Source organism: Arthrobacter sp. S2(2024) (genome assembly GCF_036662515.1).
Lineage (GTDB): Bacteria > Actinomycetota > Actinomycetes > Actinomycetales > Micrococcaceae > Arthrobacter.
The window spans coordinates 346,419-370,660 of record NZ_JAYKZI010000004.1 but is presented as its reverse complement, the minus strand read 5'-3'; the positions used below and the strand labels follow the sequence as shown (position 1 = coordinate 370,660).

The following is a 24,242-nucleotide window of genomic DNA, read 5'->3' as shown; positions in this document are numbered from 1 at the left end:
CGGGCGGGGGTTAGGGCTCTGCGTGGTGGCCGGCGACTGCAGGGTCAAGAGTCTCGATAGGGGCGCCTTCGCTGGCTTTTCCCCGGCGGCTGAGGACGACCATGAGGATCGAGGACAGGAGCATGAAGCCACCCACCACGAACATGGGCACCACGTAGCTTCCCGTCCAATCCTTGAGCCAACCCGTGATGTAGCCGGCGCTGAAGCCTGCGAGGTTGCCGACGGTGTTGATCAGCGCGATTCCGGCTGCGGCCGCCGCCCCGGTGAGGAACTGCGTGGGCACCGTCCAGAAGTTCGGCAGGGCCGCGAAGATGGACACGGCGGTGATGGTGATGACGGCGATCGTCGCGGCCGGGGACCCTGCGAACAGCGCCAACGGAATGCTGACGGCGCCGGTCAGTGCGGGAAGCGCGATGTGCCACGTCTTGACGCCGCGCTTGGTGGCGTCCCTGGACCAGAAGTACAGGGCGACGGCGGCAGGCAAGTACGGGATGGCTGTGATGAGGCCTTGCTGGAAGACGTCGAATTTCGTGCCGAACTGGGACTCGAAGCCCTTGATGATGGTCGGCAGGAAGAACCCGAGGGCGTAGAGGCCGTAAATGAAGCCGAAGTAGATCAGGGAAAGCATCCAAACGCGGCCGTTGCCGAACACGGTGCGGACGCTGACGTGCTTGTTGCTGGCAGAAGTCGCCGCCTTTTCCTTTTCGAGCGCACCGGTCAGCCAGGTCTTTTCCTCCGACGTCAGCCACTTGGCCTTGGCGGGGGAGTCTGCCAGGTAGAACCAGGAGATGACGCCGATGGCGATCGCCGGGATGGCGACGCCGAAGAACATGAACCGCCAGCCCTCAAGGCCGAAGAACACGCCGTGCTGCTGGATCAACGCGCCGGCCAGTGGAGCGCCGATCACCGTGGTCAACGGCTGTGCCAAGTAGAAGAGGGCGAGGATCTTGCTTCGGTGTTTTGCGGGGACCCAGAGGCTCAGGAAGAGGATGGCGCCGGGGAAGAATCCGGCTTCCGCCACACCCAGAATGAAGCGCAGGACGTAGAGCTGGTCCACGTTGCCCACCCAGGTGAACACGAGGGACACAATGCCCCAGCTGACCATGATTCGGGCCAGCCAGCGGCGCGCGCCGAACTTGTGCAAAGCAAGGTTGCTGGGAACCTCCAGCAGGATGTAGCCGATGAAGAAAACTCCGGACGCGAAACCGAACTGCGCTGCGGAGAGCGCCAGGTCCTTGTTCATGCCGTTCGGGCCGGCGAACGAGATGGCCGTCCGGTCCAGGTAATTGATGAAGAACATCAAGGCGACGAACGGCACCAGCCGGATCGCGACTTTCTTGATGGCCGATCTTTCGACCACCGATTGTGTGGTGTCCACATTGACTCCTAGAGGTTGCCGGAGCGCGTTGTCCTTCTGTGGACCAGGCGGCTCGGGTTTTCTTAGTGCCGATCCGTGGACTTCGATGCCTCAGGACCGAGCTAAGCGTGTGATAAAAACCATAAACCCCAGGGAGTAAATTGGTCAACCGGTTGACTGATCTTAATTTTCGCGCGCCGGATTCACGTGACCCCCGCACCTACGAATTCGGTGCGGGAGAAATTGGTCATCCGGTTGCTACGCTGTGAAGATGTCAGCGAATTCCGCCGCCGCAGCGGCCCATATGACGGCAGCCCTTGCTCCGATGGAGCACGGCTCCGTCGTCTCCGAGGTCGCCGAGAGGTTGCTCGCGTACTTCACCAGCGGCGACATAGCGGCCGGAACCCGGCTCCCGGCCGAGCGCCAATTGGCGGCTTCGCTCGGCGTCGGGCGTTCGGCGGTTCGCGAGGCGTTGGCCGCGTTGGAAATCCTCGGCATCGTCATCGTCCGGCCGGGGTCCGGAACCTATTTGCGCGACGGCGTCTCCGAACTTCTGCCCCGCACCCTCAGTTGGGGACTCATGCTCGGCGAGCCGCGCACACGCGAACTCGTGGAGCTGCGCAGTGGATTGGAGGTCCAAGCGGTTCAGTTGGCCGCGGCCCGCATTACCCACGAGGCCCTGGAGCGCATGCGAGCCAACCTTGATTCGATGGAGGCCGGGCTGGATAACCTCGCGGTTTTCGTCGAGGCCGACGCCGCGTTCCATAAGGAAATCGCGTCCGCTTCCGGGAACCAGGTCCTCCAGGAACTCCTGCAGAGCATTAGGTCGCTCTTGCGAATCTGGGTGGACCGGGCACTGACCGATGAAGGCCATGCCGCCGCCGCGCTCGCCGAGCATCGCGCGATCTTCAAGGCGCTCGAGTCCCGGGACGCCGCCTTGGTGACAGAGGCCATGGTCTCGCACATGGGCACAGCGTCCCGCCGCCTGCTGGCGGGCTACGACGCCGCCCAATAGCTCGGCCCCTGGGCGTTTCGCCCCAGGACAACACACGAGACGTGGTGGCGGGATTCGAACCCGCGTGCGCTGCTTTGCAGGCAGCTCCCTGGCCTCTCGGGTACACCACGTGCATCGAGGTTAGGCAGGCCGCGGCGCGCCAACCAATAATGGTTTCGAAGCCTTTCGCCGGGTTGCGCGGCGTTGCTCCAAGTGACCTCCCGCGACGCTAACCGCAGCGCGCGAGTTCTCAAATATTGGTCAACCGGTTGACTCATCGCATGGCGCGCATCACAATTGATTCCAATTACGCCTACTTCCGTCCTCGCTGCAAAGGCCCGCTGTGATCAATGACGAAAACCGCGCCAGGCTGTTCGCCCTATCGGAAACGGTGGAAGCCGCAGCCTGGCGGGCCGAGCTACGCAACGATGAAATCTCGGACATCACGTTCAATGGCATGCCAGTACTCCGGGCCGTTCGCGCAGTGGTCCGCGACCACGACTGGCGCACCCTCGTGCCCACGGTCAGCAGGGTCGCGCAACACTCCCGCGACGGCGGTGTCACCCTCCTGCTCGACATCGACTTCGCCGGTTTCGGCTCCAGCTACACCGGCGAGCTCGCCATCCACTTCACGAAGAACAGCGTCAAAGTGACGTTCGACGGCGTCGCTCCCGCTGCCTTCCGCAGCAACCGGATCGGACTCGTGGTGCTGCACCGCCCCGACGACGCCGGCCGCGCGGTGACCATCGGCAGTCCCGGTGGCGCCAGCACGCCGTCGTTCTTCCCCGTGGACATCAGTCCGCACCAGCCCTTCATGGACGTTTCTTCCATGGAATGGGAACGCGACGGAACCCGGTTCAGGCTCGACTTCCATGGCGACGTCTTCGAAACCGAAGACCAGCGGAACTGGACGGACGCTTCCTTCAAGACGTACAGCACGCCGCTGTCCAAGCCGTTTCCGGTGGAAGTTTCCGCCGGCGATCGCGTCCACCAGTCGGTGCTCCTGACGGTGACTCCCGGTTCCGCGACGGCGGTTCCGCGGCCGGCCTCGAAAGGCGTCTTCACGGTGCTCGACGGCGGCACGGCCCGGGTGCCGGCGCTTTCGCTTTCGGCTACTTCGGCCACAGCACCCAGAACCCGTTCCGAGCCCATCCCCGGCCTGGACGCCCTGCTTCTGGAGCTGGCACCCGGACCGGACAATGAGCGCACGGTCCGTGGGGCCGCGGATGAGGCCGCGGATCTGGGCGTTCCGCTGGATGTGCGGCTCTCCGTCGATTCGCCGCAGCGCATCGGGGAACTCCTCGAGCTCCTGCCCTTGGACAATGTGCTGCGGCTCGCGGTGTTCGACGCTTCCAGCCACGTCACGGAGCCGGAGCTCTGGGCTGAACTCAGGGATGAGGCTCGGCGGCGAGAGTTTACCGGTGCACTGCTTGCCGGAGCGCGGTCGCACTTCACCGAGCTGAACCGCAGCGCGGATCGCCTCCCCCCGGGCGCCGACGCCATGTCCTTCAGCATCACGCCGCAAATGCACGCCACCGAAGTGCCGCACGTCGTGGAGACCCTGCCGATGCAGCGTCTTGTCGCCCTCAATGCCCTCCGGATCGGCCAGGGGCGGCCGCTGCACCTCGGCCCGGTGACCCTGAAGGGGCGGTTCAACGCCGTCGCCACAGAGGGTGACGATGCGGCAGCCGAAGCCATGGCCACGGACCCGCTGCAGCCCGACGGTTTCACGGCCGCTTGGCTGCTGGGCAGCATCGCAGCGCTCAGCGTTCCCGGCGTCGAATCCGTCAGCTATTTCGAGGCAACGGGACCGCGCGGGATTCGCGGACCCGACGGCCTCACGCCCGCGGGCGAGCTGCTGGCTGCCCTCGCCGCCGTGCGCGAGTGCGAGGTCCTTGAGGTAGCTGGCGAGGTGCCCGGCGTCGTGCTGTATCCCGTGCGCGACGGCGGCCGGACGGTTTTGTTTGCCGCCAACCTCACTGCCCAAGCGCTGAGCGTCGTCGTCCGGCTCCCGGGTAGCCACACCACCAATCTTGAATTTGAGCCGTGGACTGCGGTTGTCCGCCGCGTCGACTGAACTGAAAGAGGAACAACAATGAGCAAACGGCTGGACGGCAAGACCGCCCTTGTCACGGGAGCAGGCTCCGGCATCGGACTGGCCGCGGCCCAGCGTTTCGTCGCCGAAGGCGCCCGCGTGTACTTCGCCGACATCAACCTGGAAGCCGCCGAGAAGGCTGCCGCTGTCACGGGATCAGCCCTCGCACAGGCTTTGAGCATGGATATCTCGGACGAAGCCAGCGTCATTGCGGCCTACGCTGCCGTGGCGGAAGACGGACCGCTCGACGTCGTCGTTGCCAATGCCGGCGTGCAGCTGTTCGGGCAGGACGCCCGTGTCGGGGACCTGGACTTGGCGGTTTGGGAAAAAACCGTCGCCATCAACCAGCGCGGGGCCTTCCTCACACTCAAGCACGCAGTCCGGGCCATGGAAGGCCGTGGCGGATCGATCATTTGTACCGGCAGTCCCACCGCGGTGGTGGCCTGCGGGCAGACCTTCACCGCGTATACGAGTTCCAAGGCCGGGGTACATGGCTTGGCCAGGGTCGTCGCCGCGGACTATGCCGCAGCCGGAATCCGGGTCAACACCGTAGTGCCCGGCTACACCGAGACCCCGCTCGTGCAGACCATCGCAGACGATCCCGTGAGCCGTGCCGGCCTGGTCAACTCCACGATGCTCGGCCGCCCCGGAACCGCGGCCGACGTCGAGGGCATCATGGTGTTCCTCGCCAGCGACGAGTCCGCCTACGCCACGGGCGGTCTGTTTACCGTGGACGGTGGCCTGACGGCGCTGTGACGCCTGAGCCCCCGGCCCACCCAACTAGCTAGCAGTAGATGTCGTTTTGAGGGCTCATAGCGACACTTACTGCGAGTTAGTTGGGCTAGAAGCTCTCGGTCGTGACGGCGTTGAGGTACGCCGCGACTTCGGAGGGCATGTCCACGGAATCGTTGTCGAGAAGCCACTGGACCTGCAAGCCGTCCATGAGCGCGGTCAGCTGGCGTGCCGCTGCGGCAGGCGCGACGCCGGGCCGTAACGTGCCTTCGTCCGCCATGTGCGAGAAAGCATCGCTCAGCAAGCCGCGTACCCGCTCGTACCGTTCAAGAAAGTACTCGTGGGCCGGGTGCTCGGGGTCAGTGGCTTCCGCGGACAGTACGCAGTACAGCGCCACGAGGCCTGGGATGGTGGTGTTGTGCCGGGTCAGATCCACCATGGCGTGCAGCAAGTCCGCACCCTTGGCATCCAAGGCCCCGGTGTAGATCGCGGACTCGTCGTCGCGGAAGGTCAAGACTGCCTCAAGCAAGGCTTCCTTGCTGGGAAAGTGGTGCAGGAGCCCTGCTTGGGTCAGGCCCACTTTGTCCGCCACGTCCTTCAGCGAGCCCGAGCGGTATCCCGAGGATGAAAAGACGTCGAAGGCGGCCTTCAGGATTTCCTGCCTCCGGGCCTCCGTCTTGGCATAAGTCCCGCGGCGCCCTCGGCGCACCGTTTCGGGCTGGATGCCGCCCGCCGTCTCTTTCATGGATCAACCCTAACAACGTCGATTTTCAATAAGTCCATCAATTGGTCAACCACTGTGCGCATCGTCACATTTCATAACGATTCAAAAAGTTCGGCAAAAACCTAGTGGTCACTAGGTTTTTGATGTTACGGTCTTTCCCAATGGCCGTCCATGGTGGACGCCACTGATCGTGAAAGGGACCAAAGATGTTCCGATCCAAGCGAATGGCCGCAGTCATTGCGGCTGTTGCCCTGGGGCTCACTGCTTGTGGTGGTGGCGGAGCCGCCGCCCCCCAGGACCAGTCCTCCCAAACCCTGACCCTGGGCGCGCTGTTGGCGCCCAAGACCTTCGCTGCAAACCAGTCCGAGTTCGCCAACCTGTCGCCGTTCTACCAGGCCGTGTACGACACGTTGATCCGGATGAAGCCGGATGGCTCGCTCGTGCCGATGCTGGCCAAAGACTGGAAGTACAACGCGGACAAGACCGTCCTGACGCTCACCCTGCGTGACGACGTCAAGTTCACCGATGGCACCCCCTTCAATGCCGACGCCGCGAAGCAGAACCTTGAGCGCTTCAAGGCAGGAACGTCTCCGGATGCACAGTTCATGGCAGCCCTGAAGACCGCCAAGGCCGTGGACGCAACCACGCTGGAACTGACCCTGTCCGCCCCGGACCCGGCGTTCCTGAACTACCTGTCCAAGGACGCGTCCTTCATGCAGAGCCCGGCGTCCTTCGGCAACGCCGACATCGCCACCAAACCCGTCGGCTCCGGTCCGTATGTGCTGGATACCGCCGCCACCGTGACCGGCACGTCCTACAGCTACCACCGCAACCCGAATTACTGGGACAAGAGTTTGGTGCACTACGACAACCTTGTCCTCAACGTCTACGGTGACCAGACCTCCCTGCTGAACGCCATCAAGTCCGGACAGCTCAACGCCGCCAACACCGCCGACAACAACACGCTCACGGAGATCCAGGCTGCCGGGTACAAGGTCAACCCACTCCAGCTGAACTGGGCAGGGCTCATCCTGTTTGACCGGGCCGGAACCACCAACCCCGCGCTCAAGGACGTCCGCGTCCGGCAGGCACTCAACTACGCCTTCGACACCAAGGCGATGCTGCAGTCAATCGGCCAGGGCTATGGCGAGCTGACCACCCAGGTGTTCCCGCCGTCGTCGGCTGCCTATGACAAGTCCCTGGACTCCCGCTACGCCTACAACCCTGCCAAGGCCAAGGAACTGCTTGCCCAGGCCGGATACGCCAGCGGGCTGACCCTGAAGCTGCCGTCCTCGGCGCTCATGGGCAACACCCTCCCTGCGCTCATCACGCAGCAGCTCAAGGACGTCGGCATCACGGCGGAGTTCACGGACACGGGCAACAACTTCATCGCCGACCTCCTGGCACCGAAGTATGGCGTGAGTTACATGATCCTGGAGCAGCAGTCCGACTGGCAGCTGATCAACATGAAGATCGCTCCCGGTGCCCCGTGGAACCCGTACAAGTACGAGGACCCGAAGGTGGACGAGCTGATCAACAAGATCCATGTCGGTTCTACCGATGAGCAGACAGCCGCCGCGAAGGAACTGAACAAATACATCGTGGAGCAGGCATGGTTCGCTCCGTGGTACCGCCCGCAGTCCAGCTTCGTCACCGACGCCAAGACCAAGGTCGAGGTCCAGACGGGTAACGCCTACCCGTTCATCTGGTCCTTCTCTCCCGCCTCCTAGCGGACAGCCGCCGGGACCGGACCACGTGCTGACCCAAGCCGCGGTCCGGGCCCGGCGGCCCCAGGAACCTTCCCTTAAGGAACTTTGATGTACCGTTTCGTGCTGCGCCGCCTGCTTTCGGGCGTCCTCCTGCTGTTCGTCATTACAACGGTCGCCTACTTGCTGCTGTACGCGGGTGGCGGCGACATCGCCCGCCGCATCGTGGGCCCCACAGCCAGCCAGGCCCAGGTGACCCTGAAGGCTTCCCAGCTGGGTCTGAACCGCCCGCTCGTGGTCCAGTACTGGGATTGGCTCACCCACGCCGTCACCGGCGACCTTGGACGCTCGTGGTTCAACGGCCAACTGGTCAGCACCGGCGTCACCAGCCGGGTATCGGTGACCCTCTCCCTGGTGTTGGGCGCCACCATCATCGCGGCCGTGATCTCCGTGGTCATCGCTGTCCTGGCCGCAGTGCGCCGGGGCTGGGTGGACCGCGTGGTCCAGTTCGTGGGCGTCCTGGGATTCGCGATTCCCGGCTTCCTCATCGCTTTGGGACTCGTGTCCCTGTTCGCCTTGAACCTCAAGTGGTTCAAGGCCACCGGCTATGTACCGATTACGACGTCGTTCGGCGGCTGGGCGGCCACGGTCACCTTGCCGATCATCGCCCTTTCGATCGGCTGTATCGCCTCGGTGGTCCAGCAGGTCCGGGGCTCCCTGATCGATGCGCTCCGCCAGGATTATGTCCGCACGCTCCGGGCCCGCGGCCTCTCCTTCAACCGGGTGGTGTACAGGCACGTGCTGCGCAACGCCGGCGGTCCTGCCCTGGCAGTCCTCGCGGTCCAGTTCATCGGCCTGCTCGGCGGTGCCGTGATCGTTGAACAGATCTTCGCCCTGCCCGGCCTCGGGCAGATCGCCGTTGCCGCCACCAGCCAGGGGGACATCCCGGTGGTGATGGGCGTCGTCGTCGCCACCGCCGCCATCGTGGTGATCGTCAACCTCATCATCGACCTCGCCCAAGGCTGGCTCAACCCGAAAGTTCGGCTGTCATGATCGACACTTCCATCGCACTGCCCACCCAGGCAGCCAAAGTCTCCTTGTTCCGCAAGCTCCTCACGAACCCCACCGGCGCCGTATCCATGCTGGTCCTCGCGATCGTGGCTTTGGCCGCGGTGCTGGCACCTGTGCTCGCAACGCACGACCCAGGGCTGGCCAGCCTGCAGGCGGTCCTGGCCAAGTCCGGCCCTGACCACGTGCTGGGTGCGGACAGTGCCGGCCGTGACGTCTTCAGTCGTCTGCTCTTCGCTGGACAGTTCAGCTTGGCCGGGGCGCTGTTGGCGCTGGTTGTCGCCGTCGCGATCGGCGTCACCGGCGGCCTGGTGGCCGGATACTACGGCGGCTGGTTCGATTCGGCGTCCTCCTGGCTCACCGGCCTGCTCATGGCGATGCCCGGCATCGTCATCCTGCTGGCCGCGCGGGCCGTCGTGGGGCCATCGATGTGGTTGTCCATGATGATCTTCGGCGTCCTGCTTTCCCCGGCCTACTTCCGCTTGGTGTACGCCTGCGTGACGGCGGTGCGCAACGAACTGTACGTCGACGCGGCACGGGTCTCCGGGCTCAGTGATTTCCGGATCATCGGCCGCCACATCCTCACCGTGGTGCGCGCACCCGTCATCATCCAGTCCGCCATGGTCCTTGGCATCGCCATCGCCATCCAGGCCGGCCTGGAATTCCTCGGCTTGGGCGACCTCAACATCCCCACGTGGGGGAGCATGCTCAACGACGGCTTCATCAACCTCTACAAGGCACCCACCCTTGTCCTGTGGCCAAGCCTCGTCCTCGGCGTCGTCTGCATCGCGCTGACCCTGCTGGCCAATGCGATGCGCGACGAACTCGAGCGCAGCCGCGGGCCGGTCAGGCGCCGCCGCAAGGGGGCCGCCGTCGTCGACGCCGCAGAAGCCGCCGCCAAGCGCGGGGAGCCTGCCGTGGTGCATCCCGAAACGCCGTCCGGGAACGCCGGTGAAGTCATCCTGGAGGTCACCGACCTTGGCATCGGCTACGACCAGCCCGATGGTTCCACCACCCACGTGGTGAACCATGTGGGCCTCACGGTCCGCCGGGGCGAGGTTCACGGGCTGGTGGGCGAGTCCGGCTCGGGCAAGACCCAGACCGCCTTCTCTATCCTCCGGCTCCTGCCGCAGGGCGGACGCGTCACCGGCGGCTCCATCATCTTCGACGGCACGGACCTGGCCCGCCTCTCGGAAAAGGAAATGACGAAGGTCCGCGGCCAGCGCATCGCCTATATCCCGCAGGAACCCATGAGCAACCTGGACGCCGCCTTCACGATCGGCAGCCAGCTCATGGAGCCCATGCGGGTATGCCTCGGCATCTCCAAGGCGGAAGCCCGGAAGCGTGCACTGGCCCTGCTGGCCAAAGTGGGGATTCCCCACCCCGAACGGACCTTCAACGCCTATCCGCATGAAATCTCCGGAGGCATGGCGCAGCGGGTGCTGATCGCCGGCGCGGTCTCCTGTGAGCCGGACTTGCTTATCGCGGACGAGCCCACCACGGCATTGGACGTCACGGTGCAGGCCGAAGTGCTTGACCTGCTGCGCGAACTCCAGGACGAGCTGAAAATGGGCGTCATCCTGGTGACCCACAACTTCGGTGTCGTCGCCGATCTGTGCGACCGCGTGACCGTGATGCAGACAGGCCGTGTCGTGGAAACCGGGCCCGTCCGGACCATCTTCAAGGACGCCCGCCACCCGTACACCCGGCAACTGTTGGAAGCGATCCTCGAGGATGCGGCACCGCGCGGCCCGCTGGGCGCCGCTGGTCCCCGCACAAACGGTGCAAGCACCGACGGATCCCTCACCAGCCTGACAGGAGTGAAGCCATGACCGAAACACTGCTCGACGTCCGGGACGTCGTCGTCGAATATCCCCTCAAGGGCTTCCGGAAGGAACCGTTCAAGGCCCTCAAGGGCGTTTCCCTCGACATCCGCCCCGGCGAGACGGTGGGCCTGGTGGGGGAGTCGGGCTCCGGCAAGACCACGCTGGGCCGCGCCGTGCTGGGGCTCGCCCCGGTCACCGGGGGAAGCATCAAGTACCGCGGCCAGGAAATCTCCCAAGCCACGCGCGCCCAGCGCAAGGAGCTCAGCCACGAGATCCAGGTGGTGTTCCAGGATCCGTACACCTCGCTCAACCCGTCCATGACCATCGAGCAGATCCTCACCGAGCCGCTCACGGTCCGGAAAGTGGAACGCCAGGCCGCCAACAAGCGGGTCGCCGAGCTGCTGGACCAGGTCCGGTTGCCGCACGGCGCCGCCCACCGGCTGCCGCGCGAGTTCTCCGGCGGGCAGCGCCAACGCATCGCCATCGCCCGGGCCCTGGCACTGGATCCGAAGCTGATTGTGTGCGACGAACCCGTCTCGGCCCTGGACCTCTCCACCCAAGCCACGGTGCTGGACCTTTTCATCGAGATCCAGGAACGCACCGGCGTCGCCTACCTCTTCGTCTCGCACGACCTCGCGGTGGTCCGCCACCTCAGCCACCGCGTCGCCGTGATGTATCACGGCGAAATCGTCGAATGGGGCGACGGCGGGCAAGTCACCGGAGAACCGGAGCATCCCTACACCCAGAGGCTCTTCATGGCCGCCCCGGTCCCCGATCCGGACCGGCAAGCCCAGCGCCGCGCCGACCGCCTGCGCTTGCTGGACATCCAGCACCAGCAGAACGTCCAGGCCGGCGTGGCCTGACCCGCTGCCAGCCCCACCTTCAGAACAAACACAGACCCACGAAAGGCGAGCCCATGACTCAGCCGCCACTGTCCGCGAGCCCGGAACTCTCCCCGGCCGCAACGTTTCCCGCCGACTTCGCCTGGGGCGTGGCCACCGCCGCGTACCAAATCGAAGGTGCCGTCAACGAGGGCGGACGCGGCCAGAGCATCTGGGACACCTTCTCCCACGAGCCGGGCACCACCATCCACGGTGACAACGGGGACATCGCCTGCGACCACTTCCACCGCTGGGAACAGGACCTTGACCTCATGGTGGAGCTGGGCATCCCCTCTTACCGGCTGTCCTTGTCCTGGTCCCGGCTGCAGCCCACCGGCGTCGGCCCGCTCAACCCCGAAGGCGTGCGCTTCTACCGTGAGCTGCTGGCGGGCTGCGCCGCCCGCGGCATCATCCCGTACGTGACGCTCTACCACTGGGACCTGCCGCAAGCACTACAGGACGACGGCGGTTGGCCGGCCCGGCACACGGCCTACCGTTTCGGGGCGTACGCCGGACTCGTGGCCGAGGCCCTGGGTGACCTCGCCGAGCACTGGATCACCATCAACGAGCCGATGTGCGCGGCCTTCCTTGGCCACTCCTGGGGAATGCAGGCCCCGGGCTTCAAGGATGACCGCCTCGCCGTGCGCGCAGCCCATCATTTGCTCCTGGCCCATGGCTTGGCGCTGGCCGAATTCCGTGCCCGCCGCCCTGAGGCCAAGGTGGGCATCACCAATATCATCGGCAACCTCAACCCGGCGAGCGATTCCGAAGCCGACCGCAAGGCCACGGAATACTGGGACGCCGTCAGCAACCGGATCTTCCTGGACCCCGTCTACCGGGGCCGCTACGCCGAGTCCACCCTTGCGGCCTACGGCCAGTACGGGCTGACCGCCACCGGTGAGGATGCCTCGGCGGAAGACCTCGTCCAGCCCGGGGACCTGGCCATCATCTCGGCACCCGGGGACTTTGCCGGAATCAACCACTACACCAACATGCTGGTTTCCGCGGACGAAGCAGCCCCTGGAGGGGCAAGGTGGACGCACGTGCTGCCAGCGCCGTCGTCGTTCGGTTGGTCCAATACGCCCGCGGCACTCAAAGCGGTACTCAAGCGGGTCGCCGCCGAGTACACCTCCCTTCCGCTGTACGTCACGGAAAACGGCGCCACGTTCCACGACTACGTGGATCCGAACGGCGAGGTCCGCGACCCCGAACGCATCGACTACCTGCGCGGCTACATTTCGGCGGTAGGCGAGGCGATCGCCGACGGCGTGGACGTCCGCGGCTACTTCGCGTGGTCCTTCATGGACAACTTCGAATGGGCCGAAGGCTACGACAAGCGCTTCGGGCTGGTCTACGTGGACTACGGCACCCAGGCCCGCATCCCCAAGTGGAGCGCGTACTGGTACCGGGACATCATTGCCGCCCGGCGCGAAGCCGCCGGGGCCGCAGTCACCACAGGTGCCACCGCATGAGCATCGACACTTCATCCCTCAAGACAGACAAGAAAGCCACCATGGAACTCCTCACCGACCAGACCATCGACCAACGCCTCGAGTCCCTGCTGGCCCGGCTGAGCCTGGAGGAGAAGGTGCGGTTGCTGACGGGCCGGGATTTCTGGACGACGTGGCCGGTGGAGAAGATCGGGTTGCGGCGGATGTTGTTCTCGGACGGGCCAACGGGGGTGCGCGGCGAGGTGTGGGATGAGCGGCAGCCGTCGATGAATTTCCCGTCCGCGACGGCGATCAGCTCGTCCTGGGATCCCGCGATGGCGGACCGTTTGGGGGCTGCCTCGGCGGTCGAGGCCCGCCGGAAGGGCGTCGACGTGGTGCTGGGCCCGACGATCAACCTGCACCGTTCCCCGCTGGGCGGCCGGCATTTCGAGGCGTTCAGTGAGGACCCGGTCCTGACCGCGGAGCTCGCGGCGGCGTATGTGGCCGGGGTGCAGCGCAACGGCGTCGGTGCGACCCCCAAGCATTACGTGGCCAATGATGCGGAGACGGACCGGTTCACCGTGGATGTGAAGGTGGCGGAGCGGCCCTTGCGGGAGCTGTACCTGCTGGCGTTCGAGAAGGCCATTGTGGACTCGAAGGCGTGGCTGGTGATGAGCGCGTACAACTCGGTCAACGGTGCCACGGCCACGGAGAACGAGCTGCTGGAAACCCCGCTGAACACGGAGTGGGGTTTCGACGGCGTGGTGATCAGCGACTGGACCGCGGTGCGCAGCGTGGACAGCGCGAAGCACTCCCAGGACCTCGTGATGCCGGGTCCGGACGGTCCCTGGGGTTCGGCGCTGGTGCTGGCGGTCAAGTGCGGCACGGTTCCGGAGGCCGCGGTTGACCGGAAGGTGTTGCGGATCCTGCAGCTCGCCGCCCGGGTGGGCGCCCTGGAGGGTTTCGAACCCGTGGCAGCGGAGCCGGCGGAGCGGGAGGACCCGGTCGCGTTCGCCCGGGAGGCGTCCGTGGCCGGGACCGTGATGGTAAAGAACGACGGCGTGCTGCCGCTGGCTCCCGCCTCCGTGACCGGCGTCGCGGTGATCGGGCACAATGCCCGCCATGCCAGGACCCAGGGCGGCGGGTCCGCGACCGTGGTCCCGGAAAGGATCGTCACCCCGCTGGACGGGATCCGTGCCGTGTTCGGGCCGGAGAACGTCAGCTACACCGTGGGCGCGGTGGTGCAGGAAGGCATCGCCGAACTGCCCCTGGAACAGCTCAGGAACCCTGTCACGGGCGAGCCGGGGCTGCGGGTGCGCTTCTTTGCCTCCACCGGCAAGGAACTGTTCGCGGAGGACCGCCGCTCCACCGCGCTGGTCTGGTTCGGCGGGGACGCCCCGATCGCGGAGTCATCCATGGTCCAGTTCCACACCCACTACACGCCCGAGGAGACCGGCACCATCCGGCTGGGCTTTTCCACCGTGGGGCACGGGCGGATCTTCGTGGACGGGGTCCTGGCGCATGAGGCGTCCATCGAGGCCACGGGCACGGACCTGGGTGCGGCGTTCCTGGCCCCGCCCTCCGCTTCCGTCCCGGTCGAGGCCACGGCGGGTGTTCCGCTGGAAGTGACGGTGGAACTGGACCTCGCCGGGCGCGCCGGCGCCCTGGGCAACGCCCTGGCTGTGACCATCGGGCTCGAAGCGGACAACACCGACCCCGAGGCACTCATCAACGACGCCGTCGCCGCGGCCCGGGCGGCCGAGGTCGCCGTCGTCGTGGTCGGCACGAACTCGCGCGTCGAATCCGAAGGCTACGACCGCACCACCCTGGAGCTTCCGGGCCTGCAGGACCGCCTGGTCCGCGCCGTCGCCGCGGCCAACCCGCGCACCGTGGTGGTGGTGAACTCCGGGTCCCCGGTGCTGCTGCCCTGGCGGGACGAGGTGGCGGCGATCCTGATCGGGTACTTCGGCGGGCAGGAATTCGGCACCGCCCTCGCCGACATCCTCACCGGCGCGGCCGAGCCCGGGGGCCGGCTTCCGACCACTTGGCCCGGGGCCCAGGAGGACGTGCCGGTCCTGAACACCACCCCGGACGCGAACGGGGAACTGGCCTATGCCGAGGGGATCCACATCGGTTACCGGGCCTGGCTGAAGGCAGGAGCCGTTCCGGCCTACGAATTCGGGCACGGACTCGGCTACACCCGCTGGACCCTCGACACAGCCGAAGCGCCCGCAGCGGCGGTGCCCGGCGCCGTCGTGCCCCTCACAGTGACCCTCACCAACACCGGCACCCGCCCCGGCAAGCAGGTGGTGCAGGTCTACGCCGAACGGCCCGGCTCCGCCGTGGACCGTCCCGTGCGCTGGCTCGTCGCCTCCGCCCCCGTATGGGCCGAACCCGGCGAAACCCGCACCGCGGTGATCAATGTGCCCACCCGGCTGCTGGCCTACTGGGACAACGGCTGGACCTACGAACCCGGTGACTACCGCCTGCGCATCGGCACCTCCGTCACCGAACTGCCGCTCGAAACCGTTCTCACCCTTGGAGGCGCTGCATGAACTTCCCCAACCCACTGATTCCCGGCTTCAACCCCGATCCCAGCATCGTCAAGGTCGGCGAGGACTACTACCTCGCGACCTCCACGTTCGAATACCTCCCCGGCATTCCGGTCTACCACAGCACCGACCTGGTCACCTGGGACCGGATCGGCCACGTGGTGGACCGGGAAGGGCAACTCGATTCAAGGGACGTGCCCACCCTTGGAGGCGCGTGGGCACCCACCATCCGTTTCCACGACGGCCTCTTCTACGTCGCTGTCACCGACGCCATGGCACGCGGGACCCTGGTGTTCACGGCAGAGGACCCTGCCGGGCCATGGAGCGACGGACTCGCCATCGAGGGCGCCATCGGCATCGACCAGGACCTTGCCTGGGACGAGGACGGCACCGCCTACATGACGTACTCGGGACTCGACACCGTCACCGGGAACATCGGCGAGCACGGCGGCATCCTCCAAGTCCGCGTGGATCTGGAAACCGGCAAGGCCCTTGAGGTGCCCCGTAGCGTGTGGTCCGGGACCGGACTGATGTTCCCGGAAGCGCCCCACCTTTACCGGCATGGCGACTACTGGTACCTCATGATCGCCGAAGGCGGGACCGAGCGCGGACACAGCGTCAGCATTGCCCGCGGAACCTCGCCGGCCGGTCCTTTCGAGGGCAACCCGGCCAACCCCATCTTGAGTGCCCGCAGCACCGAGCGTCCCATCCAGAACACCGGCCACGGCGACCTCGTGCAGACGCCCGACGGCGGCTGGGCCATGGTGCTCTTGGGCATGCGGCCCAAGGGCATGACCCGGGCCTTCTCCGCCCTGGGCCGGGAAACCTTCATCACCCCGGTCACGTGGGAGGACGGCTGGCCCGTCGTCGAACCCGTCATCCTCAACCCCCGCCCGGGCGGCGGCGAGTTCGAGGACAACTTTGCGGAAACCGAGCTCGACGGCGGCTGGATCGCCGTGCGGCGATTCCCCGGCACGTTCGCCTCCACCGAGAAGAACCCCGGGCGCCTCACCCTGGTCAGCGACGGCGCCAGCCTGGACGATCCAAGGCCTTCCTTCCTGGGCCGCCGCCAGCGGTACCAGGTGGAGACCATCTCCGCGCTGGTGGGCACCGGATCGTCCGAAGACCTGGACCCCCTTGACGGGGGAAGGAATGCCGGCGGCCTCGCCGTCCGCTACGACGAGGCACACCACTATTCGATCGAACTGAGCGGAACCACCCTGACGGCGCGGGCCCGGATCTCCTCGATCGAACAAAGCTGGACGCGACAGGTTCCCGCCGGGCCGCTGGAACTTCGCATCGCAACCCGACAGCCGGATTCGGGCGCGGGATTCGGGCACCTGAGCTCGGACACCATCGCCCTCCAGGCAGTCGTCGACGGCGAACTGCTCACCTTGGCCGAACTGGACGGCCGCTACCTCTCGGCGGAAACCGCAGCCTCCTTCACGGGACGCGTTGCCGGCGTCTTCGCGAGCCGCGGCGCGGTCACGTTCGACTGGTTCCGTAGCGAAGGCCGCGAACCACAGTAGAAACTCCAGCGCCCATCCACCCACCGCTTCCGAAAGGCCCCTCCGTGACATCAACATCCCTGGCACCGCAGCCAGCAGGTCTCCGCCAGGCTTCTGTCAGCCGGTTCAGCGCTGAGTACCGGACCGATACCGCCTTCGTGGCCAATCCGCGGCCGCGGCTCAGCTGGGTTGTCGCCACGGAGAGCACCGATTGGCAGCAGACCCGTGCCGAACTGCGGCTGACCCGTGCGGGGGCTGCCGAGTCGGCAGTGCACGAAGGCCCTGACTCGGTGCTGGTGGAGTGGCCTTTTGAGGCCATCGACGCCGGGGAGCAGGTGGCAGTCGAGGTGCGCGTCTCGGGGAACGACGGCGGCACCACGGCTTGGAGCGCACCCTTGGCTTTGGCGGGTGGCTACCTTGAAGGGCCGTGGCAGGCCGAAGCGATCGGCCTGCCCGTCCTTTCCCGGGCGGAGATTCCGCTCGGACAGCCCGGCCAATTGCGGCACGAATTCACGGTGGGCCCGGGCTTGGCCAAAGCCACCCTCTTCGCCACCGCGCACGGTGTCTACCAGGCCGAAATCAACGGCTCGGAAGTGGATGACCAGGTTCTGAAACCGGGCTGGACGGCTTACGCTGACCGCCTCAACCACGAAACCACCGACGTCACCGCGCTCCTTAAAACGGGGGCCAACGCCATTGGTGTGTGGCTCGCGGGAGGCTGGTACACCGAAAAGTACGGCTTCCACGGCTTCGCCACACCGTTCTACGGCGAGCAACCGGCCGTCAAAGTGGAACTGCATCTCGAATACGCCAACGGCACACGTCAAACCGTGGCCAGCGGCCCGGAGTGGCGGGGCACCACGGCGGGCCCACTCGTTTCCAGCGGCATCTACGCGGGGGAATCCTTCGATGCGCGGCGTATCGAGGCCGGCTGGTCATTGCCGGATTTCGACGATTCGCGCTGGCTTCCCGCATCCGTGGACTCCGGAGCTGCGGATTCCAGGGCCCCGGGCGCCAAGCCGTGGGCGGAGGCAACTCCCGCCGTGGCGCCTCCGGTCCGCCGGATCGAAGAACTGCCGGTCAGGGAAGTCCTGACCACGCCATCCGGCGCCACCGTCCTGGACTTCGGCCAGAACCTGGTGGGCCGCCTCCGGATCCGGGTAAGCGGCGACGCGGGACGCCGGATCACACTCCGCCATGCCGAGGTCCTGGAGGATGGTGAACTGTCCCTCCGTCCGCTTCGCCTGGCGTCCGCCACGGACAGCTTCACGCTCGCCGGCGGCGGGGAGGAGGAATGGGAGCCTCGCTTCACGTTCCACGGGTTCCGCTATGCACAAGTAGACAACTGGCCAGGCGAGCTGGACCCGGCGGCGATCACCGCCGTCGTCATCCACAACGACATGCGCCGCACCGGCCGGTTCGAGTGTTCGGACCCGATGCTGAACCGATTGCACGAGAACGCCTTGTGGGGAATGCGCGGCAACTTCCTGGCGCTGCCCACCGACTGCCCGCAACGGGATGAGCGCCTGGGGTGGACCGGAGACATCCAGGTCTTCAGCCCGACGGCCAGCTACCTCTACGACTCCTTGGGGTTCCTCAGCTCCTGGCTGCAGGATCTCGCCATCGAGCAAAGCCACCGTAATGGCGTGGTGCCCATTGTCGTTCCTGCGGTGCTCGGCATGCTGGAATCGCCCGTGGCCGCCTGGGGTGACGCCGCCACGGTGGTTCCGTGGGTGCTCTATGAACGCTTCGGCGACCTCGGACTGCTGGGCCGGCAGTACCGAAGCATGTGCGATTGGGCTGATGCGTTGCTCCGCGTCCGGGACAGCTCCGGCTTGTGGCAGGGCCAAATGCAGCTGGGCGACTGGCTGGACCCGGCAGCACCGCCGGACAAGCCCGGCGCCGCCCGCACCCATGGAGACATCGTGGCCAGCGCCTACCTTTTCCGTTCCCTCGAGCTCACGGCCAAGGCCGCGGCCGTGCTGGGCGCCGACGACGACCACGGCAAATACTCAACTCTCGCCGAAGACGTGCGCAGCGCGTTCCTCGCCGAATACGTCACGCCCTCCGGCCGTATGGTTTCCGATGCGCAAACGGCCTACTCGCTGGCACTCATGTTCGGGATCAGCACGGATCCCGTTCAGCGCCAGGCACTTGGTGACCGGCTCGCCGAACTCGTTCGGCTGGGCGGCTACAGGATCGCCACCGGCTTCGTCGGCACGCCCCTCATCGCGGACGCCCTCACCGTCACCGGACACATGGAGGCCGCCGAGCGTTTGCTCACCCAGACCGAATGCCCCTCCTGGCTTTACCCGGTCACCAAGGGCGCCACCACCATCTGGGAACGCTGGGACTCCATCCTGGAGGACGGCACGGTCAACCCCGGCGAAATGACCTCCTTCAACCACTACGCGCTCGGCGCCATTGCCGATTGGATGCACCGGACCGTTGCCGGCCTGGCTCCTGCTGCGCCGGGCTACCGGAAACAGCACATCGCTCCGCGTCCGCTCCGCAGCCTGCAGCATGCCGGCACCTCACACGAGACGCCGTACGGCCTGGCCAGCGTGGCCTGGAAGCGTTCCGGCGAGCGGATCCTTGTGGAAGCCGTCGTGCCTCCGGGGACCACCGCCGTCGTTTCCTTGCCTGACGGATCCGAGGAGTTCGAGGTGGGATCCGGCCGGTACGCCTGGGACGTGCCCGACGCCGCTCCTGCCGCGGCGCACGGTGCCGTGTCCCTGGACTCGCCGCTGTCCGCCATCATGGACGATCCCGGGGCCTACGCGGCAGTCTGGCAGGCCATCGACGCGCACGATCCCGCCGCGGCCGCCCAATTCCGCAAGGACACCGTCTGGTACCGCCAGACGTCCCTGAACCAGGGGCTGATCTTCACTCCAGCGCCCATCAAGCGAGAGATCGGCTCCGCATTGTCGGCACTGAGTGGCACACGCACCGATGTCCCGTCCCTTGCTCCACGAGAACACTGACCTGAGAACCCTGAACCGAGAAGGCAAAGATGACCACTTTCACCGCTGAAAGCCCCCTGTACTTCGTGATGCGGCACGCCGAAGGAAACCGCATCCTGAGCGAACGCGTCCCCACGCTTGTGAACAGCCCGGCGCTGCACACGCTCTACTTCCACGAGGTGGGCACCATCCTCGGAACCGAGGAGGCCCTGCAGGGGAAGCCCAGGGAAACCGCGGAAATCCTGCGCCTCCTCGGCGAATTGGAACCCGAGGATCTTGCAGCCCAGCGGGCCGCCGAGGCGGCGGCTGATCTTCCCGCTCCGGCCGGGGACTATGAGCCGGGCTCGGTGGTGCGCGGCAGCACGGCGGCGGAGTACCCGACGACGGCGGCCGCCCAGGAGCGCTTCGAGCTCACCCTGGCCGGTCCGTCGCACGGCAACCCATTCACCGACGTCGAACTCCGTGCCGTGTTCACTTCTCCGTCAGGTGACACGCTCAGTGTGCCCGGTTTCTACGACGGCGACGGCTTGTACCGCGTGCGGTTGTTGGTGCCGGGCCCGGGGGAGTGGACGTTCACCACCACCAGCAACGCGCGCTCGCTGGACGGCGTTACCGGCGCGTTCACGGCCCGCGAGCCGGTTGCCGGGGCGAAGGGCGTGGTCCGGGTGGCCAAGACCTTCCACTTCGCCTATGAGGACGGCAGCCCGTACCTGCCCATCGGCACTACGTCCTACGCTTGGACGCACCAGGGCGATGCGCTGGAGAAGCAGACCCTGGATACGTTGGCGGCTGGTCCGTTCAACAAGATGCGCATGTGCGTTTTTCCGAAGTCCTACCTGTTCAACGAGAACGAACCGGAGTTCTACCCCTTCGAAGGATCCCTCGCTGCCGGATTCGACTATGACCGGCCCAACCCGGAGTTCTACCGGCACCTGGAACACAGGATCGGGCAGCTGGACGAACTGGGGATCGAGGCGGACCTCATCCTGTTCCACGCGTACGACCGCTGGGGTTTCTCCACGATGAGCCCGGGCCGGGATGACCGCTACCTGAAGTACGTCGTGGCCCGGTTGGCTTCGCACCGGAACATCTGGTGGTCGCTGGCCAACGAGTACGATCTCCTGTTCCGCAAGACCACCGAGGACTGGGAGCGCTTCGCGGGCATTGTCCAGGCCAATGACCCGAGCGGGCACCTGCTGTCCATCCACAATTGCCATGCGTTCTACGACTACTCCCGGCCGTGGATCACGCACAGCAGCATCCAGCGCCAGGACGTCCACAAGACGGCCGAATTCACCGGGGAATGGCGGGAGCGCTGGCAGAAACCGGTGGTCATCGACGAATGCGCCTACGAGGGCAACATCGACCAGGGCTGGGGAAACATCACCGGCGAGGAAATGACCCGGCGGTTCTGGGAAGGGGCCGTCCGGGGCGGCTACGTGGGCCACGGCGAAACCTACATGCATTCCCAGGACATCCTCTGGTGGGCCAAGGGCGGCGAATTCCATGGCAGCAGCCCGGAGCGGATCGCCTTCCTGCGCCGCATCCTCGAGGAAACCCCGGGCGGATTCCTCGAGCCGCTGCCCAGCGCCTGGGACGTCCCCACCGCCGGCATCCGGCACGAGTACGAAATCAGCTATTTCGGTTTCAACCAGCCCACGTACCGGAACTTCGTCATGCCCGCCGGCCGCCGCTACGAGGTGGACATCATCGACACCTGGAACATGAGCATCGACACCCGGCCGGACGCAGTGGAAGGGCGCTTCCGCGTGGAGCTCCCCGGCCGCCAGTTCATCGCCGTCAGGCTCCGCGCCGTCGGCTAACCCCGCCTACCCCAGCAGCGTGTTCACCAAGCGCGCGGCCACCTTGGCGGTCCGCGAGTCGATATCGAACTCGGGGTTGAGCTCGGCGACGTCCAGGTGCATGAGTTTTCCGCTCGTGGCAACTTGCTTGCACACCGCGCTGATAACGGGCAGCGGCACCCCATACGCCGCAGGCGCGCTCACGCCGGGAGCCACCGACGCCGGTAGCACGTCCAGGTCGATCGTCAGGTACAGCACGTCCACGCTGTCCAGGAACCGCGCCACGAACTCCTGAACGGCCTCCGCGGAGCACTCCTCGTCCAGCAGGTACTTCACGCCCAGCCGGTCCGCCGTCTTGAAGAGGGTCCGCGTGTTGTTGGGCTCAGAGATTCCGACGACGGCGTAGTTCAGTTCGCGGCCCTCGGCGGCTTCCGCCCGGGCCATCTGCAGGAACGGCGTGCCTGAGCTCGGCACCGGTTCGTCCCGCAGGTCGAAGTGCGCGTCGAGGTTCAGGACTCCGAGTCGCTTGCCGCCCCTCACGGCCTCCGAGCCAGCCACACCCAGGTAGCTGGCGAAAGCAGTTTCGTGCCCGCCGCCGAGCAGCACCGTGAGCTTGCCGCCGTCGAGCAGTTCCGAAATCACGCGGCCCGCGCGCGCTTGGCCTGCCTCCAGGGAGCCAGCCTCCAGCGAGCCGTCCTCCACCACGACGTCGCCGGCGTCGAACACGTCCCGGTCCAGATGGAAAGCCAGCGTACCCAGGGCCTGCCGGATGGCCGCCGGAGCGGCGGCGGCGCCCATACGGCCCTTGTTGCGCCGCACGCCCTCGTCACTGCGGAAGCCCACGACGACGGCGGCCCGGGAGCCTGCGTCCCGCGCGCCGGGGGCGGCTGCATCGGGAGTGTGGGGCGCCACGGCCTGCCACCAGCGGCGGTGCTCATCGCCATCGCCGTCGAAGCGGCCGGTCCACGGCGTGGGGCGGACATCGGCAACAGCGCGGGAAATCTCCATGGTTAAAGCTCAACGCATGGCGATACCGAAAAACATCGCTTGGGGGCGGAGGGTGTCCGGTATTCCGGAAAGGCCTATTTGACTCCCAGGATTTCCTCGACGGGACCGATCCCGAAGAACAACAGGAACGCAGCGGCCACGGCCCACATGAGCGGATGGACTTCGCGGGCCCTGCCCTGGAACGTGCGGATGAGTGCGAAGGAGATGAACCCGGCGCCCAGGCCGTTCGCGATCGAGTAGGTGAACGGCATGAGGGCCATGGTCAGAAACGCGGGAATGCCGACTCCCCAGTCCTGCCAGTGGATCTTGCCCACCTGGGACACCATCATGAAGCCCACCACCACCAGGGCGGGGGCGACGGCCTCGAACGGGACCAGGTTGATGAGCGGGGTGAAGAACATGGCCACGAGGAACAGCAGGCCGGTCACGATCGACGCCAAGCCGGTGCGGGCACCCTCGCCGATGCCGGCGCCGGATTCCACGAAAATCTGGTTGGAGGACACGGACGAGCCGCCGCCGATGATCGCGCCGAGGGCGTCCACCTGCAGGACACGGTCAACGTTGGGGATGTTTCCGTGTTTGTCGATGTTTCCTGCTTCCCTCGCCAAGCCCACCATGGTGCCCATGGCGTCGAAGAAGATACTGAGCAGGATCACGAACGCCAGCAGGGTGGCAGCGATGATGCCAAGGTGCTGGAACGCCCCGAAGGGGTTCGCCTTGCCAATGAGGGACAGGTCCGGAGCGGCCCACTCGGTGAACTTGGGCGCCACCAGGGACCAGCCGCGGGGATTGTAGGTTTTGCCGTCGAAACTCGGGCCGATGTGCAGGGTGAATTCCAAGATGGCGGCAAGGGCCGTGGAGACGATGATGCCGATCAGGATGGCGCCACGCACCTTGCGGACCACCAAGGCGATGGTCAGGACGAGGCCCACGACGAACACCAAGGTTGGCCAGCCCAGCAGCTTCCCGTCGACGCCGAGGCCCAGGGGGACCGTGGTGCCGGCGGCGTCCGGGATGCGGCGCACGAAGCCGGCATTGACGAGGCCGATCAGCGCGATGAAGAGGCCGATGCCCACCACGATCGCGGTTTTCAGGGCCTCAGGGACGGCTTTGAAGACCGCGGTGCGGAAACCGGTGAGCACCAGAATCAGCATGGTGAGGCCCGAGAGCATCACGAGGCCCATCATGTCCGGCCATGTCAGGCCGGGGTGTGAGGCAATGGTGACTGCCACGAAGGCGTTGACGCCCAGCCCGGTAGCGATGGCGAAGGGGTGCTTGGCCCAGGCTCCCATGAGGATCGTCAGGATGCCGGCGACGAAGGCGGTGGTGGCGGCGACGGCGGCGAAGCCAAGGGAAGCGCCACTCGAGTCCGCCCCGGAGAGGATCAAAGGATTGAGCACCACGATGTAGCTCATGGCAAAGAAGGTCGCGAAGCCGCCTCGGATTTCTCGCGAGTAGTTGGATCCGCGTTCCGAAATCTTGAAGTAGCGGTCGATGGCTGAGCCCTGCTTGAGCATGGAAGTCTCCGGGGATCGGGGAAGTGTGCTCTCAAATCCTATGCCCGCGGCTTCGGCACTCCCGCGAATTCGCCTAGTC

16 protein-coding genes and 1 tRNA gene are annotated in these 24,242 nt (G+C 66.3%); 12 read left to right on the top strand and 5 right to left on the bottom strand.

What is annotated here, in order from left to right; all coding sequences use genetic code 11:
• Nucleotides 1-10 precede the first annotated feature (10 nt).
• On the bottom strand, nucleotides 11-1,378 hold the full coding sequence (locus VLA65_RS11150) for an MFS transporter (protein WP_332602536.1): 1,368 nt from the start codon (nucleotides 1,376-1,378) through the stop codon (nucleotides 11-13).
• A gap of 250 nt (nucleotides 1,379-1,628) precedes the next feature.
• On the opposite strand from VLA65_RS11150, the gene VLA65_RS11145 reads away from it, so the two are divergent.
• Nucleotides 1,629-2,372, top strand: coding sequence for a FadR/GntR family transcriptional regulator (locus tag VLA65_RS11145; protein WP_332602535.1), 744 nt, complete (start codon nucleotides 1,629-1,631; stop codon nucleotides 2,370-2,372).
• Between the two features lie 39 nt (nucleotides 2,373-2,411).
• Here VLA65_RS11145 and VLA65_RS11140 read toward each other — a convergent pair.
• Nucleotides 2,412-2,482 (bottom strand) — tRNA-Cys (locus tag VLA65_RS11140).
• 212 nt (nucleotides 2,483-2,694) lie between these two features.
• Between VLA65_RS11140 and VLA65_RS11135 the strand changes: the two genes are divergently transcribed.
• A complete protein-coding gene (locus VLA65_RS11135) occupies nucleotides 2,695-4,428 on the top strand; it encodes a hypothetical protein (RefSeq protein ID WP_332602534.1) in 1,734 nt (577 codons plus the stop codon).
• A gap of 18 nt (nucleotides 4,429-4,446) precedes the next feature.
• A complete protein-coding gene (locus tag VLA65_RS11130) occupies nucleotides 4,447-5,202 on the top strand; it encodes an SDR family NAD(P)-dependent oxidoreductase (RefSeq protein WP_332602533.1) in 756 nt (251 codons plus the stop codon).
• Between the two features lie 85 nt (nucleotides 5,203-5,287).
• On the opposite strand, the gene VLA65_RS11125 is transcribed toward VLA65_RS11130, so the two are convergent.
• Nucleotides 5,288-5,923 (bottom strand): TetR/AcrR family transcriptional regulator, encoded by a 636-nt coding sequence (locus VLA65_RS11125; RefSeq protein WP_306960756.1) that lies wholly within the window; start codon nucleotides 5,921-5,923, stop codon nucleotides 5,288-5,290.
• A gap of 185 nt (nucleotides 5,924-6,108) precedes the next feature.
• On the opposite strand from VLA65_RS11125, the gene VLA65_RS11120 reads away from it, so the two are divergent.
• From VLA65_RS11120 to VLA65_RS11080, 9 genes are all read left to right on the top strand, one after another.
• Complete coding sequence (locus VLA65_RS11120) at nucleotides 6,109-7,632, top strand: ABC transporter substrate-binding protein (protein WP_059388462.1); 1,524 nt, start codon at nucleotides 6,109-6,111, stop codon at nucleotides 7,630-7,632.
• A gap of 87 nt (nucleotides 7,633-7,719) precedes the next feature.
• A complete protein-coding gene (locus VLA65_RS11115) occupies nucleotides 7,720-8,661 on the top strand; it encodes an ABC transporter permease (RefSeq protein WP_059388463.1) in 942 nt (313 codons plus the stop codon).
• Nucleotides 8,658-10,508, top strand: coding sequence for a dipeptide/oligopeptide/nickel ABC transporter permease/ATP-binding protein (locus VLA65_RS11110; RefSeq protein WP_332602532.1), 1,851 nt, complete (start codon nucleotides 8,658-8,660; stop codon nucleotides 10,506-10,508). Before VLA65_RS11115 ends, VLA65_RS11110 begins: the two co-directional genes overlap by 4 nt.
• Nucleotides 10,505-11,365, top strand: coding sequence for an ATP-binding cassette domain-containing protein (locus VLA65_RS11105; protein WP_284991948.1), 861 nt, complete (start codon nucleotides 10,505-10,507; stop codon nucleotides 11,363-11,365). Before VLA65_RS11110 ends, VLA65_RS11105 begins: the two co-directional genes overlap by 4 nt.
• 53 nt (nucleotides 11,366-11,418) lie before the next feature.
• Nucleotides 11,419-12,855 (top strand): GH1 family beta-glucosidase, encoded by a 1,437-nt coding sequence (locus VLA65_RS11100; RefSeq protein WP_332602531.1) that lies wholly within the window; start codon nucleotides 11,419-11,421, stop codon nucleotides 12,853-12,855.
• 41 nt (nucleotides 12,856-12,896) lie between these two features.
• Nucleotides 12,897-15,368, top strand: coding sequence for a beta-glucosidase family protein (locus VLA65_RS11095; RefSeq protein WP_442880292.1), 2,472 nt, complete (start codon nucleotides 12,897-12,899; stop codon nucleotides 15,366-15,368).
• On the top strand, nucleotides 15,365-16,894 hold the full coding sequence (locus VLA65_RS11090) for a glycoside hydrolase family 43 protein (RefSeq protein ID WP_332602529.1): 1,530 nt from the start codon (nucleotides 15,365-15,367) through the stop codon (nucleotides 16,892-16,894). Before VLA65_RS11095 ends, VLA65_RS11090 begins: the two co-directional genes overlap by 4 nt.
• 44 nt (nucleotides 16,895-16,938) lie before the next feature.
• Complete coding sequence (locus VLA65_RS11085; protein ID WP_332602528.1) at nucleotides 16,939-19,857, top strand: family 78 glycoside hydrolase catalytic domain; 2,919 nt, start codon at nucleotides 16,939-16,941, stop codon at nucleotides 19,855-19,857.
• A gap of 29 nt (nucleotides 19,858-19,886) precedes the next feature.
• Nucleotides 19,887-21,659, top strand: a complete 1,773-nt coding sequence (locus VLA65_RS11080) for a DUF5605 domain-containing protein (RefSeq protein WP_332602527.1) — start codon at nucleotides 19,887-19,889, stop codon at nucleotides 21,657-21,659.
• A gap of 6 nt (nucleotides 21,660-21,665) precedes the next feature.
• Here VLA65_RS11080 and hutG read toward each other — a convergent pair whose 3' ends face one another.
• Both hutG and VLA65_RS11070 read right to left on the bottom strand, forming a co-directional pair.
• Entirely contained in the window at nucleotides 21,666-22,646 is a 981-nt protein-coding gene (gene hutG / locus VLA65_RS11075; protein ID WP_332602526.1) for a formimidoylglutamase, read from the bottom strand.
• 74 nt (nucleotides 22,647-22,720) lie between these two features.
• The gene (locus tag VLA65_RS11070; RefSeq protein WP_059388467.1) at nucleotides 22,721-24,163 is read right to left on the bottom strand and encodes an NCS2 family permease; all 1,443 of its coding nucleotides are present in this window, start codon (nucleotides 24,161-24,163) and stop codon (nucleotides 22,721-22,723) included.
• Nucleotides 24,164-24,242: the final 79 nt, after the last annotated feature.

Coding starts and splice junctions, on each gene's coding strand:
- VLA65_RS11120 (WP_059388462.1), top strand. CDS start 6,109: ATGTTCCGATCCAAGCGAATGGCCGCAGTCATTGCGGCTGTTGCCCTG.
- VLA65_RS11100 (WP_332602531.1), top strand. CDS start 11,419: ATGACTCAGCCGCCACTGTCCGCGAGCCCGGAACTCTCCCCGGCCGCA.
- VLA65_RS11105 (WP_284991948.1), top strand. CDS start 10,505: ATGACCGAAACACTGCTCGACGTCCGGGACGTCGTCGTCGAATATCCC.
- VLA65_RS11125 (WP_306960756.1), bottom strand. CDS start 5,923: ATGAAAGAGACGGCGGGCGGCATCCAGCCCGAAACGGTGCGCCGAGGG.
- VLA65_RS11115 (WP_059388463.1), top strand. CDS start 7,720: ATGTACCGTTTCGTGCTGCGCCGCCTGCTTTCGGGCGTCCTCCTGCTG.
- VLA65_RS11080 (WP_332602527.1), top strand. CDS start 19,887: ATGACCACTTTCACCGCTGAAAGCCCCCTGTACTTCGTGATGCGGCAC.
- VLA65_RS11145 (WP_332602535.1), top strand. CDS start 1,629: ATGTCAGCGAATTCCGCCGCCGCAGCGGCCCATATGACGGCAGCCCTT.
- hutG (WP_332602526.1), bottom strand. CDS start 22,646: ATGGAGATTTCCCGCGCTGTTGCCGATGTCCGCCCCACGCCGTGGACC.
- VLA65_RS11130 (WP_332602533.1), top strand. CDS start 4,447: ATGAGCAAACGGCTGGACGGCAAGACCGCCCTTGTCACGGGAGCAGGC.
- VLA65_RS11110 (WP_332602532.1), top strand. CDS start 8,658: ATGATCGACACTTCCATCGCACTGCCCACCCAGGCAGCCAAAGTCTCC.
- VLA65_RS11095 (WP_442880292.1), top strand. CDS start 12,897: ATGGAACTCCTCACCGACCAGACCATCGACCAACGCCTCGAGTCCCTG.
- VLA65_RS11070 (WP_059388467.1), bottom strand. CDS start 24,163: ATGCTCAAGCAGGGCTCAGCCATCGACCGCTACTTCAAGATTTCGGAA.
- VLA65_RS11090 (WP_332602529.1), top strand. CDS start 15,365: ATGAACTTCCCCAACCCACTGATTCCCGGCTTCAACCCCGATCCCAGC.